The sequence below is a fragment of the Pseudomonas sp. CIP-10 genome, assembly GCF_020911845.1.
GTDB lineage: Bacteria > Pseudomonadota > Gammaproteobacteria > Pseudomonadales > Pseudomonadaceae > Aquipseudomonas > Aquipseudomonas alloputida.
Window position 1 is genome coordinate 1,866,573 of sequence record NZ_CP087160.1, and the last position, 19,119, is coordinate 1,885,691.

Annotated in this window: 2 protein-coding genes; both read left to right on the forward strand. The window is 66.4% G+C overall.

Going from position 1 to position 19,119, the window contains the following annotated elements:
- Window positions 1-34: 34 nt before the first annotated feature.
- The gene (locus LMH93_RS08470; RefSeq protein ID WP_230065007.1) at window positions 35-15,727 is read left to right on the forward strand and encodes a non-ribosomal peptide synthase/polyketide synthase; all 15,693 of its coding nucleotides are present in this window, start codon (window positions 35-37) and stop codon (window positions 15,725-15,727) included.
- A complete protein-coding gene (locus LMH93_RS08475) occupies window positions 15,727-19,116 on the forward strand; it encodes a non-ribosomal peptide synthetase (RefSeq protein WP_230065008.1) in 3,390 nt (1,129 codons plus the stop codon). The genes LMH93_RS08470 and LMH93_RS08475 overlap by 1 nt, the downstream gene beginning before the upstream one ends.
- Window positions 19,117-19,119: the final 3 nt, after the last annotated feature.

Here is a 19,119-nt window from a genome sequence, read left to right on the forward strand (position 1 = left end):
GTTACTCGAAACCCATGTGCACGGATGAAACCCGATGAATGTTGAGAAGTCCCTGAAGCTCGCCCGCCGTTTCATTGAGCTGCCGGTGGAAAAGCGGCGGCTGTTTCTCGAAACCCTGGCCAGCGAGGGTATCGACTTTTCACAATTCCCGATCCCTGCGGACGTCGCCGTCGACGATCGCCATGCACTGTCCTATGCCCAGCAGCGCATGTGGTTTCTGTGGCAACTGGACCCACACGGTGCCGCCTACAACCTGCCCAGTGCGGTGGTGTTGAAAGGGGCGCTGGACACCTCGGCGGTACAGCGCGCGTTCGAGCAGGTACTGCAGCGTCACCAGGCCCTGCGTACTGTGTTCCAGACCCAGGGTGACGACGTGGTGCAAGTGGTGCAGCCAGCGGCCATCGTCATTGAAGAACACGACCTTCAGGCGCTGGCCGCCGAGGCCCGCGACGCCGCCGTCGCGCAGGCGGTGCGGGACGAAGCCGGTTTGCCCTTCGACCTCCAGCAGGGCCCGCTGTTTCGCGTGCGCTTGTTGAAGCTGGCGGCACAGGAGCATGTGCTGCTGTTGACCCTGCACCATATCGTCGCCGACGGCTGGTCGATGAACGTGCTCATCCAGGAATTCGTCCACGGCTACGACGCCTTGGTTCGCGGGCAGGTGCCGGTGCTGCCTGAGTTGCCGATCCAGTACAGTGACTATGCGCTGTGGCAGCGGCGTTGGCTGGAGGCCGGGGAGCAGGCGCGACAGCTGGCTTACTGGCAGGCCAAGCTGGGCGACCAGCACCCGGTATTGCAGTTGCCTGCCGACTACCCGCGCCCGCTGCATGCCAGCCGCCAGGGCCAGCGCCTGCCCATCGCGGTGCCACAGGGCCTGAGCGAGCGCCTGGCGGGCCTGGTGCGTCAGCAAGGGGTCACCTTGTTCAGTGTGCTGTTGGCCGGTTTCAAGCTGCTTTTGCAACATTACAGTGGCCTGCAGGACATCCGTGTCGGGGTGCCGGTCGCCAACCGCAATCGCGAAGAAGTCGAGGGGCTGATTGGCGTATTCGTCAACACCCAGGTGTTGCGCACCGAGCTCGACCCGCAGATGTCCGTCGCCCAATTGCTGGCCGATATCCGCGAAACCACCCGCGCGGCCCAGAGCCACCAGGATTTGCCGTTCGAGCGTTTGGTCGAAGGCCTGCAAGTCGAGCGCAGCCTCAGCCACACGCCGTTGTTCCAGGTGTTGCACAACCATCAGGCGAACGTCGCCGACATCGGCGCCTTACGCAGCGAATCAGGCCTTGAGCTGCACGTGCTGGAGCGTCACGAGCGCAGTGTCCAGTTCGAGCTCACCCTCGATACCGTGGAGCGCGATGGCCAGGTGCAGGCCGCCTTCACCTATGCCCGCGAATTGTTCGCCCCGGCCACCATCGAACGTATGGCGAGCCATTGGCTGAACCTGTTGCAGGCCATGGCCGCCGACCCGCTGGCGGCCATCGGCGATTTGCCGCTGCTGGGTGCCGGCGAGCGGCAGCGGCTGCTGCAGGCCAGCCAACCGGCCGCCAGCGAGTTCGCCGTCGACAACATACTTGCGCTGTTCGCCGCGCAGGTGGCGCAGCAGCCGCAGGCCCCGGCACTGGTGTTCGGCGACCGGCAGCTGAGCTATGCCGAACTCGATGCCGATGCCAACCGGCTGGCACACCAACTGATTGAGTGGGGCGTCGGGCCTGAAGTACGGGTGGGTATTGCAGTCGAACGGTCGGTGGAGATGATCGTTGGCCTGCTGGCCATCCTCAAGGCCGGCGGTGCCTATGTGCCGTTCGACCCCGAATACCCGCAAGAGCGGCTTGCCTACATGCTCGACGACAGCGGTGTTCAACTGCTGCTGACCCAGCAGGCGCTGCTGCCCCGTCTACCGCAGGACACACAAGTGCGCTACCTGGTGCTCGACCAGGCAGCAGAGGAGCTGGCGCGCTTCAGTACGACGGCTCCGCCTGCACAGCTGAATGCCGATAACCTGGCCTATGTCATCTATACCTCGGGCTCTACCGGGCGTTCGAAGGGTGTCACCATCAGCCATGGCGCCCTGGCCAACTACGTGCAGGCGGCCTTGCAGCGCCTGGCGCTGGGCCGGGTCGCGAGCATGGCGGTGGTTTCCACGCTGGCGGCCGACCTTGGCCATACCACCCTGTTCGGCGCACTGTGCAGCGGCAGCTGCCTGCATGTGATTGCCCTGGACATCAGCCTGGACGCCGAGCGTTTCGCCGCCTACATGCACGCACACGCCGTGGACGTGCTGAAAATTGTCCCTTCCCACCTGCAGGCATTGCTCGATGGCCCACACCCGGCCCGGGCACTGCCGCAGCGTGCGCTGGTGCTGGGCGGCGAGGCTTGCCCCGCCGGGCTGATGGCACAACTGGCGCAGCTGGCCCCGCACTGCACGCTGTTCAACCATTACGGCCCAACCGAAACCACCGTGGGTGCGCTCGCTGATGCGGTCGAGGCGCCACCGGCGACGGGGCGTGCGCCGCTTGGGCGGCCGTTGGCCAACATGCAGGCTTATGTGCTGGACGCTTCGCTGCAACCGCTGAGCACCGGCTGCCAGGGCGAGTTGTATCTTGCCGGTGCAGGGGTGGCGCGAGGCTATCACCGCCGCGCGGCGATGACCGCCGAACGCTTCGTGCCCAACCCGTTCGGGGCCGCCGGTAGCCGCGTGTACCGAACCGGCGATCTGGCGCGGCAGTTGGCGAACGGCCAGGTCGATTACCTGGGGCGGGTCGACCATCAGGTGAAGATTCGCGGTTACCGCATCGAACTGGGTGAAATCACCGACACCCTCAAGCGCCAGCCCCGTGTGCACGACGCCGTGGCCGTTATCCACGGCACCGGCAGCGCGGCCCGTATCCTCGCCTACGTGGTGCCCGACAGCCAGGCCGACGCCCCGCAGGTGCTTGCCGACGTACAAGCGGCGCTGGCCAGGCAGTTGCCGGACTACATGCTGCCGAGCCGCTTCATGGCATTGCCCGGCATGCCACTGACACTCAACGGCAAGCTCGATTTACGCGCCTTGCCGGTGCCTGACGAAGGCCCGGCACAGGCCTACCGTGCCCCGCAGACCACCTTGCAGCAGCAGCTGGCGCTGATCTGGCAGGACGTGCTGAACGTCGCCCAGGTAGGGCTTGATGACAACTTCTTCGCCTTGGGTGGGCATTCCCTGCTGGCGACGCAGATCATCGCCCGGGTCCGGCGCATCCTGGGGCGTGACGTGCCGTTGCGCAGCCTTTTCGAAAGCAACTCGCTGCAGGGCTTTGCCGAACAGGTACTGGGCGCTGGCGCGCAGCACGTCGAGCCGATCGCAGCGGTGCCGCGTGACCAGCCCCTGGTCGCGTCGCACGCCCAGCAGCGGCAATGGCTGTTCTGGCAGATGCAGCCGCACAGCACCGCCTACCACACACCTATGGTCGTGCGCCTGCGTGGCGAACTGGATCGTGCCGCATTGACCCAGGCCTTCGCGATCCTCTGCGAACGCCATGAAGCCTTCCGCACGACGTTCGTCGAGCGCGATGGCGTGTTGCTGCAGCGCATTCAGCCTGCGGGTGAATTACCGCTAACCTGGGACCGACTGCCAGCAACGGCCGAGCTGGCACAGATACAGGCTCAGGTACTGGCCGAGACCCAGCGGCTGTTCGACCTGGGCACCGGCCCGTTGTGGCGCGCCAAGGTGCTGCAGTTGGGCGAGCAGGACCAGCTGCTTGTGGTCACCTTGCACCACATCATTTCCGATGGGGGGTCGATGAGCGTGATGGTGCGTGAGTTCGTTGCCCTGTACCAGGCCTTGCACCGGGGCGAAGCGCCGGCATTGGCCAAGCTGCCGATCCAGTACGCCGATTACGCCGCCTGGCACAAGCACTGGCTCGACCAGGGCGAGCTCCAGCGCCAGCTGGACTACTGGCGCGGGCAGCTGGGAAGCGAGCAGCCCATCCTGGAACTGCCAATCGACCACCCGCGCAGCGCGCTGAAAGACCACCGTCTGGGGCGCGTCGCGTTCGCCCTGGACAGCGAACTGGCGCAGCGCTTGCGGCAGTTGGCACGTGAGCATGAGCTGACCCTGTTCCAGCTGTTCCTCGGCGCTTTTGCCCTGTTGTTGCAACGCTACTGCGAACAGCCCGATGTACGCATCGGCATACCGGTGAGCAACCGTAGCCGGCAAGAGCTGGAAAACGTCCTGGGCTTTTTCGTCAATACCCTGGTCATGCGCGTCGAAGTCGACCCGGCCATGAGCGGCGCGGCGCTGCTCAGCCAGGTCAAGGCCACGGCGCTGGCCGGCCAGGCGCATCAGGACCTGCCGTTCGACCGCCTGGTCGAGGCCTTGAACCCGCAACGCTCGCTGGACCGCAACCCGCTGTTCCAGGTGATGTACAACCACCTCAGCATTGCCGGCCAGCAGGTGGGCAGCACCAGCCTGGCAGGTTTGCATGCCGAGGAAATGACCCTGCAGGGTGGCACCGCGCAATTCGACCTGACCCTGGAAACGCTGGAGACCGACGCGGCGATCAACGTGTCGTTCCTCTACGCTGCCGAGCTGTTCGAAGCCGCTACCCTGCAACGCATGGCTGAGCACTGGTGCAACTTGCTGCGCGGCCTGGCCGCCGACCCAGCCCAGGCTGTCGGCGAGCTGCCGTTGCTGGCGCCGCAGGAGCAGGCGGCCCTGTTGCAGGGCTGGCAACAGGCGGGGCTCGCGGCCGCGCCGGCGGCGGTTCACCAGCTGATTGCCGAGCAGGCCCGGCGCCAACCGCAAGCGGTAGCGTTGCTGATCGGCGACCAGCAACTGAGCTACGGCCAACTCGAGGCCCGGGCCAACCAGCTGGCACACCGCCTGCGGGCGCTGGGTGTCGGCCCCGACGTGCTGGTGGGCATCGCCCTGGAGCGTTCGCTCGACATGGTTGTCGGTTTGCTGGGCATTCTCAAGGCCGGGGGCGCGTTCCTGCCGCTGGACCCCCAGTACCCGGCAGAGCGCCTGGCCTACATGATGCAGGACAGCGGCATCGACCTGTTGCTCAGTCACAGCCGGGTGCTGCCGGGCCTGGACGTGCAGGCCGGCATGCGTACGCTGCTGCTCGACCAACGGGTTGAGCAGCCGGGCGCCGACCATGCGCCCACCGTGGCATTGAGCCCGCAAAACCTGGCCTACGTGATCTACACCTCGGGTTCTACCGGCCAGCCCAAAGGCGTTGCGGTCGCACACGGGCCGCTGGCCATGCACTGCCTGGCCACTGGCCAATGGTACGAAATGACCCCGGCGGACCGTGAGCTGCATTTCCTGTCGTTTGCCTTCGACGGTGCTCATGAACGCTGGCTGACCTCGCTGGTCATGGGGGGCAGCCTGCTGCTGCGCGACGATGAGCTGTGGAGCCCCGAGCGCACCTACGAGGAGATACGCCGGCATGGGGTGACCATGGCCGGATTCCCGCCGGCCTACCTGCAACAGCTGGCCGAGCATGCGGCGCATGCCGGTAACCCTCCACCGGTTCGTCTTTACAGCTTTGGCGGCGATGCCATGCCGCGGGCGACTTACGAGCGGGTGCAGCAAAGCCTGCAACCCCAGGTGATGATCAATGGGTATGGCCCCACCGAGACCGTGGTCACGCCGATGGTCTGGCGTACCCGCGCCGGGGATCATTGCGACAGCGCCTATGCGCCGATCGGCCAGCCTGTCGGCGAGCGCAGTGCGTGTGTGCTGGACGCCGCCCTGGGCCTGCTGCCAGCAGGCGTGGCCGGGCAGCTGTACCTGGGCGGTGCCGGCCTGGCCCGCGGCTACCTGGGGCGCCCGGGGCTGACGGCCGACCGCTTCGTGCCCGACCCGTTTGGCACCGAGGGTGCGCGCCTGTACCGCACCGGTGACCAGGTTCGCCTGCGCGCCGACGGGCAGTTCGATTACCTGGGGCGGATCGATAACCAGGTAAAAATCCGCGGCTTCCGTGTCGAACTGGGCGAAATCGAGGCGTGCCTGCTGGCCTGCGCCGAGGTGCGCGAGGCCGTGGTGGTAGCCGTCGACGGCCCAAGCGGCAAGCAGCTGGCGGCTTACCTGGTGCTGGCCGATAGCATTGCCGCACACGGGCCGGCCGAGCAGCGCGAGCAGCTGAAGGCGGCGCTGCGCCAGAGCCTGCCGGACTACATGCTGCCGACCCACTGGCTGGTGCTTGAGCAACTGCCGTTGCTGCCCAACGGCAAGCTCGACCGCAAAGCACTGCCGGCACCCGACTTCAGCGCCCTGCAGCAGGCCTACGTGGCGCCACGCAATGCCCTGGAGCAGCGTCTTGCCGCGTTGTGGCAGCGCGTGCTGAAGCTGCCGCAGGTGGGCGTGAGTGACAACTTCTTCGAGCTCGGGGGCGACTCGATCATCTCGATCCAGCTGGTCAGTCGGGCGCGTCAGGATGGCCTGCTGTTCAGTGCCCGTGATCTGTTCGAGCATCAGACCGTGGCCGCACTGGCCAGCGTTGCCCAGGTCGGCGCATGCGAGGTGCAAGCCGACCAGGGGCCGCTCAGTGGCGAGCAGGTGCTGCTACCGGTGCACCAGCTGTTCTTTGCCCAGGAGATCCCGGCACGTCACCACTGGAACCAGTCGATCCTGCTTGAACCACGGCAGCCTTTGAACGCTGCTGACCTGGACCAGGCCCTGCACGCCCTGGTCGAGCACCATGATGCCTTGCGCCTGAGCTTTGCGCCCGCCGATGACGGCTGGCAGGCGCGCTACCGCAGCCCTGCACAGTGCGCCCAGGCGGCACTGCTGTGGCAGGCCGCGGCGGATGATGAAGGTGGGTTGCACACTTTGCTCGAGCAAGCGCAGCGCAGCCTTGACCTGGAAAATGGGCCATTGCTGCGTGCCTTGCTGGCAACGCTGGCGGACGGCAGCCAGCGCTTGCTGTTGGTCGTTCATCACCTGGTGGTGGATGGGGTGTCATGGCGCATCCTGCTGGAGGACCTGCAACAGGCCTACGCTGCCGTGCTTGCGGGTAACCAGCCGAACCTGCCCGCCAAGAGCCATTCCATGCAGGCATGGGCCAAGCGCTTGCAGGGGCATGCAGCGCACATGCAGGGCCAGCTTGGCTACTGGTGCGAGCAGTTACAGGGGCGCGCTGCACTGCCACGTCGGCAGGTCAGCGACCTGGCCGCAGCCAATCAGCAGTGCCACGCCCACACGGTTTACAGCCGCCTGGACCGGGCATGGACCGAGCGGCTGCTGCGCGAGGCGCCGGCCGCCTACCGCACACGGGTCAACGACCTGCTGCTGGCAGCCTTGGTGCGGGTGATTGCAGGCTGGACCGGGCGCGACGAAGTGTCGGTGCTGCTGGAAGGTCATGGCCGTGAAGCACTGTTCGACGACCTGGACCTCAGCCGCACGCTCGGCTGGTTCACCACGGTGTTCCCGCTGAAGCTGGCGGTGCCCAGCGAGCGTTCCCACACCTTGAAGCAGGTCAAGCAGCACCTGCACAGCATTCCCGACAACGGCATCGGTTTCGGGGTGCTGGGCCAATGGGGCAGCGCCGAGGCGCGCCAGCAACTGGGCCATGCACCGCTGCCGGAAATCACCTTCAACTACCTGGGCCAGTTCGATGGCAGCTTCGATCAGGCCGAAGCGCTGTTCGTGCCGGCCAAGGAAGACAAGGGCGCCGATCACGACGCGCAGGCGCCGCTGGGCAACCTGTTGAGCCTCAATGGCCAGGTGTACGGCGGTGAGCTGAGCCTGGGCTGGACGTTCAGCCGCGAGCTGTTCGATAGCGCCACCCTTGAGCGCCTGGCCGCAGATTACACCCGCGAGTTGCAGGCGTTGATCGAGCACTGCTGCACACCGGGGGTGTGCGGTGTAACGCCGTCCGACTTCCCGCTGGCGCGCCTGTCGCAGGCCCAGCTGGACCAACTGCCAGTGCCCGCGGCCGAGATCGCCGACCTCTATCCGCTGGCGCCGATGCAGCAGGGCATGCTGTTCCACGCCTTGTACGAGCAGCAGGCGGGGGATTACGTGAACCAGATGCGCGTCGATGTCGACGGCCTGGATGTCGAGCGTTTCCGCCGTGCCTGGGAGGCTGTACTGCAGCGCCACGATATCTTGCGCACGCAGTTCCACTGGGAACACGAGCAGGCCCTGCAGGTGGTACGCAAACACGTTGAACTGCCGTTCGTGGTGCACGACTGGCAGGGGCGCGAAGGCCTTGAGGCTGCCCTCGAGCAACTGGCACTCGACCAGCGCCAGCAGGGCTTCGACCTCAGCCAGGCGCCGTTGCTGCGCCTGGCGCTGGTGCGCACCGGTCCGGCTCGACAGCACTTGCTCTATACCAGCCATCACATCCTCATGGACGGCTGGAGCAACTCCCAGCTGTTGGGCGAAGTGCTGCACCAGTACGCCCTGCTGGGCGACGGGCAGCCCTCGGCATTGCCACCGGTCACCAGCCGCTACAGCGATTACATCGGCTGGCTGGGCCGGCAGGACGCCGCTGCTGGTGAAGCGTTCTGGAAAGACTGCCTGCGCGACCTGCAAGGGCCCACCCGCCTGGCGCAGGCCATTGCCTACGAGGCCCAGGCCGAAGCCGGGCAGGGCTACGCCGAGCATGTGCAGGTGATCGATGCCGCCACCACCGGGCAACTGGTGGCACTGGCGCGTCAACACAAGGTCACCCTCAACACCTTGCTGCAGGGTGCCTGGCTGTTGCTGCTGCAACGCTATACCGGGCAGGACAGCGTCACGTTCGGGGCCACGGTTGCCGGGCGCCCGGCGGCGCTCAAGGGCATCGAGCAGCAGGTGGGCCTGTTCATCAACACCTTGCCGGTCACTGCCAGCCCGGCCCCGCAGCTGCCGTTCGCGCAATTCCTGCAGCAGCTGCAGGCGCAGAACGTGGCCATGCGCGAGTTCGAACACACCCCGCTGTTCGACATCCAGCGCTGGAGCGGGCAGGGCGGCGAGACCCTGTTCGACAACATCCTCGTCTTCGAGAACTACCCCGTTTCCGAAGCACTGCAGCAGGGTGCCCCGGCAGGCTTGAGCTTCGGCGAGGTCTACAGCCGCGAACAGACGCATTACCCGCTGACCTTGTCGATCAGCCAAGGGCAGACCTTGCAGTTGCACTACAGCCATGCGCTGGAGCATCTGCAGCGCCCGGCGCTGGCTGCGCTGGCGGACAACTTCCAGCATGTGCTGCAGCAGTGCCTGAGCTTGCCGCTGGACAGCTGCCTGGGCGCGTTCTGCCTGGTAGCCCCTGCCACCCGCGAAGGGCTGTTGCAGCACGTCAACCAGACGGCTGCCGAATACCCGCTGCAGCACAGTTATGCCGAGCTGTTCGAAGCGCAGGTGGCCCGTACCCCGCAGGCGGTCGTTGCGCGCTGCGGCGACCGGCAGTACAGCTACAGCGAGCTCAACCGCCGTGCCAACCGTGTGGCCCATGGGCTGATTGCGCTGGGGGTCGGGCCTGACCAGCCAGTGGCATTGCTGGCGCAGCGCAGCCTTGAGCTGCTGGGCATGATGGTGGGCACCTTCAAGGCCGCCGCCGGCTACCTGCCACTGGACCCTGGGCTGCCACAACAACGCCTGAGCCATATCGTCGCCTTGAGCCGCACCCCGGTGTTGCTCTGCACCGAGGCTTGCCAGGCGCAGGCCGAGGCCTTGCTGGACGCACTGGACGAAGCACGGCGGCCGCAGCTGCTGGTGCTGGAAACCCTCGACCGGCCTGGCAGCGCCGAGCACGATCCGCAGCGCTACAGTGGCCCGCAGCACCTGGCGTACGTGATCTACACCTCGGGCTCGACCGGGCAGCCCAAAGGGGTGATGGTCGAGCAGGCGGGCATGCTCAACAACCAACTGAGCAAGGTGCCTTACCTGGGCCTGGGGCCGGACGACGTGATCGCCCAGACTGCGTCGCAGAGCTTCGACATCTCCGTGTGGCAGTTCCTTGCAGCGCCACTGTTTGGCGGCTGTGTACAGATCGTGCCAAACGAACTGGCCCATGATCCCGAAGCCTTGCTGCAGCACGTGCGCGAGCAGCGCATCAGTGTGCTCGAGAGTGTGCCGTCGTTGATCCAGGGTATGTTCCAGGCCCCGGCCATTGCCGTGCCGTCGCTGCGCTGGATGCTGCCCACTGGCGAAGCGCTGGCGCCGGAGCTCGCTCGTCAATGGTTGCAGCGCTATCCCGATGTCGGGCTGGTCAATGCCTATGGGCCGGCCGAATGTTCCGATGACGTGGCGTTCTTCCGGGTCGACCTGGCGAGCACGCAAGGCGTGTACCTGCCCATTGGCAGCCCGACCGACAACAACCGCCTGTATGTGCTGGACGCCGCGCTGGAGCTGGCGCCGCTGGGCGTCACCGGAGAGCTGTGCGTGGCAGGAACCGGCGTGGGCCGTGGCTATGTCGGCGACCCACTGCGTACTGCCCAGGCCTTTATTCCGCACCCTTGCGGGGCGCCCGGCGAGCGCCTGTACCGCACTGGCGACCTGGCCCGGCGCCGTGCCGACGGCGTGCTGGAATACGTCGGCCGGGTCGATCACCAGGTCAAGATCCGCGGTTTCCGTATCGAGCTGGGCGAAATCGAAGCCGCGTTGCTCGACAGCGATCAGGTACGCGAGGCGGTGGTGATGGCCCAGCCCGGCGCCAACGGGCCGCAGTTGGTGGCCTATTGCGTGGCGGATGACGCTGTGGCTGCCGACGCGCTCAAGCAACAGCTCAAAGCCAGCCTGAAAGCCCGTCTGCCCGACTACATGGTACCTGTGCACTGGGTGCTGATGGCGCGTCTGCCGCTGACGCCGAACGGCAAGGTAGACCGCAAGGCGCTGCCGCTGCCGGACATGAGTCAGGCACGCCAGGCCTATGTTGCCCCGCGCAGTGAACTGGAGCAGCAGCTGGCCGCGATCTGGCAGGACGTGCTCAAGCTTGAGCAGGTGGGGCTGGACGACAACTTCTTCGAACTGGGTGGCGATTCGATCGTTTCCATCCAGGTGGTCGGGCGCGCCCGCCAGGCCGGCATCGCCTTCAGCCCCAAAGATGTTTTCGAGCAGCAGACGGTGCAGGGCCTGGCGCGTGTCGCTCGGCGGGGTGCCGCTCAGCAGCAGATCGACCAGGGCCCGGTCAGCGGTGAGCTGCACCTGCTGCCGGCCCAGGCCGAATTCTTCGCGCTGGCTATTCCCGAGCGCCATCACTGGAACCAGTCGGTACTGCTGGACGCCCTGCAGCCGCTGGATGCCGACCGGCTGGAACACGCCCTGCACCAGTTGGTGGTACACCATGACGGCTTGCGCCTGAAGTTCGACGAAAGCGAACAGGGCTGGCGCGCCAGCTTCGGCGAAGCGCACGTGCGCCACGCGCTGTTGTGGCAGCGTGACTGTGCCGATGCGCAGGCGCTGGAGGCATTGTGCGACCAGGCCCAGGCCAGCCTGTGCCTGGGCAGCGGCGACCTGGTGCGTGCGGTGCTGGTAACGCAACCGGGCGAGTGCCAGCGCTTGTTGCTGGTGATCCATCACCTGTTGGTCGACGGGGTGTCCTGGCGAATCCTGCTGGAAGACCTGCAACGCGCTTATCGTCAATGCGTGGCGGGCCAAACGGTGGTGCTGCCGGCCAAGACCAGTTCGCTCAGGGACTGGGCCGGGCAGTTGCAAGCCTATGCTGGCAGCGAAGGGCTTGGCAGCGAGCTGGCGTACTGGCAGGCGCAGTTGCAGCACGACCACGCCGAGCTGCCCTGCGACCACCCAGGTGCCGGGCAACAACGCCGACGTGCGCGCACGGTCAGCACGCAACTTGACCGCGAAGTGACCCGGCAGCTTCTGCAAGAGGCTCCGGCCACCTATCGTACGCAGGTCAACGACTTGCTGCTGACTGCGCTGGCGCGCGTGGTGGGTCGCTGGAGCGGTCAGGCCGCGACGCTGATTCAGCTGGAAGGGCATGGCCGAGAAGAACTGTCCGCCGACCTTGATCTCAGCCGAACCGTCGGCTGGTTCACCAGCCTGTACCCGGTGTGCTTGCGCGTCGAGGGCGAGCTGGGCGCGTCGATCAAGCAGGTCAAGGAGCAGTTGCGCGCCATCCCCAACAAAGGCCTGGGTTACGGTGTACTGCGTTACCTTGGCAGTGACGAGCAGCGTCAGGCCCTGCTAGGCCTGGCAACACCACGCATCACCTTCAACTACCTGGGGCAGTTCGACGCCAGCTTCGATGGCGCCGGTGATGCCTTGCTGCAACCTTCCCGGCTGGGCGTCGGCGCCGAGCAGAGCGCTGACGCGCCGCTGGAAAACTGGCTCAGCCTCAATGGCCAGGTCTATGGCGGTGAGCTGCGCATGGGCTGGACGTTCAGCCTCGACCTGTTTGACGAACAGACCGTGCAACGCCTGGCGGACGATTACGGGCGCGAGCTGCGCAGCCTGGTCGAGCATTGCCTGCAGGCCAACGAGGCCGGTGAGCAGGGCATGACACCTTCGGACTTCCCGCTGGCGGGCCTGAGCCAGGCCCAGCTCGATGCGTTGCCGGTACCGGCGGCGCAAGTCGAAGACATCTACGCGCTGTCGCCGATGCAGCAAGGCATGCTGTTCCACTCGCTGTACGAGCAGGGCAGTGGTGACTACATCAACCAGATGCGTGCCGATGTGCAGGGGCTGGATGCCGAACGGCTGCGGGCCGCCTGGCAGGCAGTCTACGACCGCCACGAGGTGCTGCGCGCCAGTGTGCTGTGGCAGGGCCAGCAGCAACCGTTGCAGGTCATTCACAAGCACCTGGCCGTGGCGCTGGTGTACCAGGATTGGCGCGAGCGGCGGGAGCTGCCCACCGCGCTCGACCAGTTGGCCAACGCCGAACGCCTGCGCGGGTTCGACCTGGGCAAGGCGCCGCTGCAGCGCATCCAGGTCATCCGCATTGGCGACGATCGCTACCACCTGATCGATACCAACCACCACATCCTCATGGACGGTTGGAGCTATTCGCAGCTGCTGGGGGAGGTACTCGAACAATACGGTGCCCAGGCCCGCGGCGAGCCTCGCCCAGCGGCGCCGGCAGGGCGTTACCGCGATTACATCGGCTGGTTGCAGCGCCAGGATGCGCAGGCCAGCGAGCAGTTCTGGAAAGCCCGCCTGGCGGACCTGGAACAGCCCACACTGCTCAGCCGCAGCCTGGCGACCGGCCAGCCATTGGCCGAAGCCGACGTGGCCGGGCAGGGGCAGGTTGTATTGCTGCGTGATCGCCAGCAAACCCGCCAGCTCAGCGATTTTGCCCGGCAGCACAAGGTCACGCTCAACACCTTGATGCAAGGGGCCTGGTTGTTGCTGTTGCAGCGTTATACCGGGCAGGCGGCGGTCGCATTCGGTGTCACCGTAGCAGGCCGTCCTGCCGAGCTGCGCGGCGTCGAAGCGCACATCGGGCTGTTCATCAACACCTTGCCGGTGGTTGCCAGCCCGCGCCCGGAACAACCCGTGGTGCAATGGCTGCAAGCGTTGCAAAGCCTCAACCTGCAATTGCGTGAACACGAACACACGCCATTGTTCGAGATCCAGCGCTGGGCCGGTCACGGCGGCGAGGGGCTGTTCGACAGCATCATGGTGTTCGAGAACTACCCGGTCTCGGAGATCCTCCAGCAAACGGCACCCGAGGGGCTGCGTTTCGATGCGGTGCACAACCATGAGCAGGCCAACTACCCATTGACCCTGGCGGTCAACCAGGGCGAGACGCTGTCGGTGACCTTCGGCTACGACCGTGGCTGCTTCGCTGCCGTGCAGGTCGAGCAACTGGCTGGGCACCTGCGACAGTTGCTGGAGCAGATTGTCGAGGCCTCGGCGCACCAGGCGCTGGGCAGCTTGACGCTGCTCGATGCGCAACAGCAGCAAGCCACCTTCGCCCAGTGGAATCCGGCCCCCGCCGAGCACCCGGCCAACCAGGCCCTGCACAGCCGGATCGAGGCCCAGGTGCAGCGCACCCCCGATGCCATCGCCGTCACCTGCGAGGGCCAGGCCCTGAGCTATGCCCAGCTCAACCAGCGTGCCAACGCCCTGGCCCGGCGCCTGGTCGACGACGGGGTCGGGCCTGACGTGCTGGTCGGCCTGGCTGCCGAGCGCTCGCTGGACATGGTTGTTGGCATCTTCGCCATCCTCAAGGCTGGCGGTGCCTATGTGCCGCTGGACCCGGCCTACCCGGCCGACCGTTTGGCCTACATGATCGAAGACAGCGGCCTGCAGCGCGTGCTGGCCCAGCCCCAGGTGCTGGCCAGCCTGCCGGTGCCGGCAGGCGTGCGCGTGCTCAGCCTGGCAAGCAACGATGACAGCACCCAGGCCGACCCGCTGGCCTGCTCGCCGGTCACGGTCAGCCCGGACAACCTCGCCTACGTGATCTACACCTCCGGTTCCACCGGCAAGCCCAAGGGCGTGCTGCTGCCGCAGCGCAACGTGCTGCGCCTGTTCACGGCCACCGGCGCCGACTTCCGCTTCGGCAGCGACGACGTGTGGAGCCTGTTCCACTCCTATGCCTTCGACTTCTCGGTGTGGGAAATCTTCGGCGCCCTGCTGTACGGCGGGCGCCTGGTGATCGTGCCGCAGCACACCAGCCGCTCGCCCGAGGCCTTCTACCAGCTGCTGGCCGATGAACAGGTCACGGTGCTGAACCAGACCCCGTCGGCGTTCAAGCAATTGATGGCGGTGGCCACCACGGCCGAGCCGCAGCGGCCACTGGCACTGCGCAGCGTGGTGTTCGGGGGCGAGGCGCTGGACGTCAACAGCCTGGCACCGTGGTTCGAACGCTTCGGCGACCGCCAGCCGCAGCTGGTGAACATGTACGGCATCACCGAAACCACCGTGCATGTCAGCTACCGGCCGCTGTCGCGGGCTGACCTGGGCAAGGCGGCCAGCAGCCCGATGGGCGTGCCGATCCCCGACCTGTCCTGGTATGTGCTCGACGGCGACCTGAACCCGGTAGCCAAAGGCTGCATCGGCGAGCTGTACGTGGGCCGCGCCGGCCTGGCGCGCGGCTACCTCAAGCGCAGCGACCTGAGCGCCACGCGCTTCGTGCCGGACCCGTTCGGTGCCCCTGGCGGGCGCCTGTACCGCACCGGTGACCTGGCGCGCTACCACGCCGACGGGGTGATCGAGTATGTGGGACGCATCGACCACCAGGTGAAGATCCGCGGCTTCCGCATCGAGCTGGGGGAAATCGAAGCCCGCTTGCAGGCGCAGCCACAGGTGCGCGAGGCCCTGGTGCTGGCCCAGGAAGGCGCGACCGGCCAGCAGCTGGTGGCCTACCTGATCCCCGCTGCCGAGGTAGCGCTGGAGCAGCAGGCCGGGCTGCGCGCGCAACTGCGCGAACAGTTGAAGGAAGCGCTGCCGGACTACATGGTCCCGGCGCACCTGCTGCTGCTCGACCGGTGGCCGCTGACAGCCAACGGCAAGCTCGACCGCAAGGCCCTGCCCAAGGCCGATGCCAGCCTGTTGCAGCAAGGTTATCGCGCCCCAGGCAGTGAGCTGGAACAGCAGCTGGCAGCCATCTGGCAGGACGTGCTCAAGCTTGAGCAAGTGGGCCTGGACGACCACTTCTTCGAACTGGGCGGCCATTCATTGCTGGCCGTGAGCGTGGTATCGCGGGTGCAACTGGAACTCGGCCTGAGCCTGACCCCGCAACTGATTTTCCAGCACCCGACCCTGGCGAGCTTCGCCGAACAGCTGGCCCAGGCATCTGCGCCGGCGGACACACAAACACTCAGCAAGCTGTCGGCTCTGCTGGACGAAATGGAGGAGGTGTGATGGACACCGCAGTCGCCACGAAAATTGCTCAGCGCTTCATCAATCTGCCGCTGGAAAAGCGTCGCCAATACCTGCAGAAAATGCTTGAAGAGGGCGTGTCCCCGGCCAACCTGCCCATTCCGCTGGTGCGCGACGACACCACCGTGGTGCCGTTGTCGTTTGCCCAGGAGCGCCAATGGTTCCTGTGGCAGATGGAGCCTCAGGGCACTGCCTACAACATCGGGGTCAGCCTGCGCCTGCATGGCCCGCTGAACCTGCAGGCCTTGCAAGGCAGTTTCGATGCGCTGCTGGCGCGGCACGAGAGCTTGCGCACCACGTTCACCCATGACAGCCGCGACGGTGGCCCACGCCAGCAAATCGCCCCACAGCTGACGGTAGCGATCGAATGCCGTGAGCGCGGTGTGGGCGATGAGCAGGCGCAGATTCAGGCCTTTGTCGAAGCCCACCGGGAGCAGCCGTTCGACCTGCAACATGGCCCCGTGTTGCGCGTGGCGTTGCTGCGCCTGGCGGCCGAGGACCATGTGTTCAGCCTGGTGGTGCACCACATCGCCGCTGACGGCTGGTCGCTGAAGGTCATGGTCGATGAACTGCTGCAGGGTTACAGTGCCTGCTGCCAAGGGCATGCCGTGGCTGTTCGTCCGCTGCCCATCCAGTACGCCGACTATGCCATCTGGCAACGGCGCTGGATGGAGGCCGGTGAACGCGAGCGGCAGCTGGCCTATTGGCAAGCGCAGTTGGGTGGCCAGCAGCCGGTGCTGGAACTGCCCACCGATCGGCCCCGCCCGGGGCTGATGAGCTACCGCGGCGCACGGCACGACTTCAGCTTGCCGGCCGAACTGTGCCAACGCCTGCAAGACCTGGCCCGCCACGAAGGGGTGACCTTGTTCGTGCTGTTGCTGGCCGCGTTCCAGGCCTTGCTGCAGCGCTACAGCGGGCAGCAGGACATTCGCGTGGGTGTGCCCATCGCCAACCGCAACCGGGTAGAAACCGAAGGGTTGATCGGGTTTTTCGTCAACACCCAGGTGCTGCGCGCGCAAATCGAGCCGCAGCAGACCTTCCGCGCGCTGTTGCAGCAAGCCCGCCAGGCCGCCAGCGACGCCCAGGCCCATCAAGAGCTGCCGTTCGAACAACTGGTCGAAGCCTTGCAGCCGGGGCGCAGCCTGAGCCACAGCCCGTTGTTCCAGGTCATGTTCAACCACCAGCGCCAGGGCGATGGCCAGCAGGCCGCCAGCGACACAGCGCTGCGTATCGAGGCTTTGCCTGGCGAAACGCGCACCGCGCCGTTTGACCTCACCCTGGAAACCTTCGAAGCGCCAGGGCAGATCGGCGCTTCTTTCAACTACGCCACCGATCTGTTCGATGCCACCACCATAGCGCGAATGGCCGGGCACTGGCTGCAATTGCTGGACGGCATCGTGGCCGACGCGGGCCAGCGAATCGCTGCGTTGCCACTGCTCAGCGACAGCGAGCTGGACGTGATCGGCCAGGCCTGGAATGACACGGCGGTGCCGGTTGCCGACGCCTGTATCCAGCACCTGATCGAGCAGCGTGCCCATGCCACACCGCATGCACCGGCCGTGCAGTTCGAAGACCAGACGCTGAGCTACCAGCAACTCAACGAACACGCCAACCGCCTGGCCTGGCGCCTGATCGAAGGCGGCGTGGGGCCGGACGTCAAAGTCGGGGTGGCCCTCGAACGCTCGCCACAGATGCTCGTCGCCTTGCTGGCCGTGCTCAAGGCCGGGGGTGCCTATGTACCGCTGGACCCCCACTACCCGGACGAGCGGCTGGCCTACATGATGGAGGACAGCGGCATCAGGCTGCTGCTGACCCAGCCGTCGCTCCAGGCACGCCTGCCGATACCGGCCACGGTCCAGTGCCTGTTGCTGGCGCCCGAGCACCCGCTGGGCAGTGGCTGCAACGTGGCAGCCTACGGTGTGCACAACCCGCAGCCGCAGCTGTCGGCCGAGCACCTTGCCTACATGATCTACACCTCGGGCTCCACCGGCAGGCCAAAAGGGGTGATGGTGCCCCACGGCGCGCTGGTCAACTTCATCGCCAGCATGGCCAAGGCGCCGGGGCTGGCCACCGGCGACCGCCTGTTGTCGTTGACCACGTTCTCGTTCGATATCTTCGGGCTGGAATTGTACCTGCCGCTGGTGCAGGGCGCCTGCATGGTCCTGGCCGGTCCGGATACCGCACAGGACCCGCAGCGGGTGCTGGAGCTGGTAGCGCAGCAGTCAGTGACCGTGCTGCAGGCCACCCCTTCGACCTGGCGCATGCTGTTAGACAGCGGCCGCGGCGAGGTGCTGGCGGGTTGCACGAAGTTGTGTGGCGGCGAAGCGCTGAGCGATGACCTGGCCCAGCGGCTGCTGGCCCTGGGCGGGCCGTTGTGGAACCTGTACGGGCCGACCGAAACCACCATCTGGTCGGCGCTGCACCGCTTGCAGCCCGCCAGGCCGCAGGCGTTGCTAGGCAGGCCGTTGGACAATACCCGGCTCTACCTGCTGGGTGAGGACCTGGCGCCAGTCCCTGTTGGTGTTGCCGGCGAGCTGCTGATTGGCGGGGCGGGGCTGGCGCGCGGGTATTACCAGCGGCCAGGGCTGACCGCCGAGCGTTTCGTCCCCGACCCGTTCGCCGGGAACGGTGAGCGGCTGTACCGCACCGGCGACCTGGCGCGTTACCGGGCCGAGGGTGTGGTGGAATACCTTGGGCGAATCGACCAGCAAGTGAAGATGCGTGGCTATCGTATCGAACTCGGTGAAATCGAGGCACAACTGGCGCGTCATCCCGCCATTCGCGAAGCGGCGGTAGTCGCCCGGCCGGGGCCTGGTGGCCAGCAGCTGGTGGCTTACCTGGTGCCGCAGGACGTGGCCGTGGTCGACGATGCGCAAACGCGGGAGGCACTGGGCGAGGCGCTGAAGCGGCAACTGCGCAGCGTGTTGCCGGAGTACATGGTGCCGACCTGGACGACGTTCGTCGCAACCTTCCCCCACACCCCCAATGGCAAGCTTGACCGCAACCGGCTGCCTGCCCCTGACCTGAGTGTCGCCCGGGTGGCCTACCTGGCACCGCAGAGTGAGCTGCAGCAGCAAGTGGCGAAGATCTGGCAGGAGGTGCTGCACGTCGATCAGGTCGGCCTTGCCGACAACTTCTTCGACCTCGGCGGGCATTCGCTGCTGGCCACCCAGGTCACCGTGCGCCTGCGTGAGCAGTTGAAGCTGGAAACAGCGGTCAAGGCGCTGTTCACCACCCACGACCTGCAAACCTACTGCGCCGAGATCGCTGGTGCTCAGCCGCACACCCAGGCGGTCAACGATGCCTTGGCTAAATCCTTGGAGGCCCTCAAACGTCTATCAGCCGAAGATCTGGAAAATCTGATCTCTTGACAG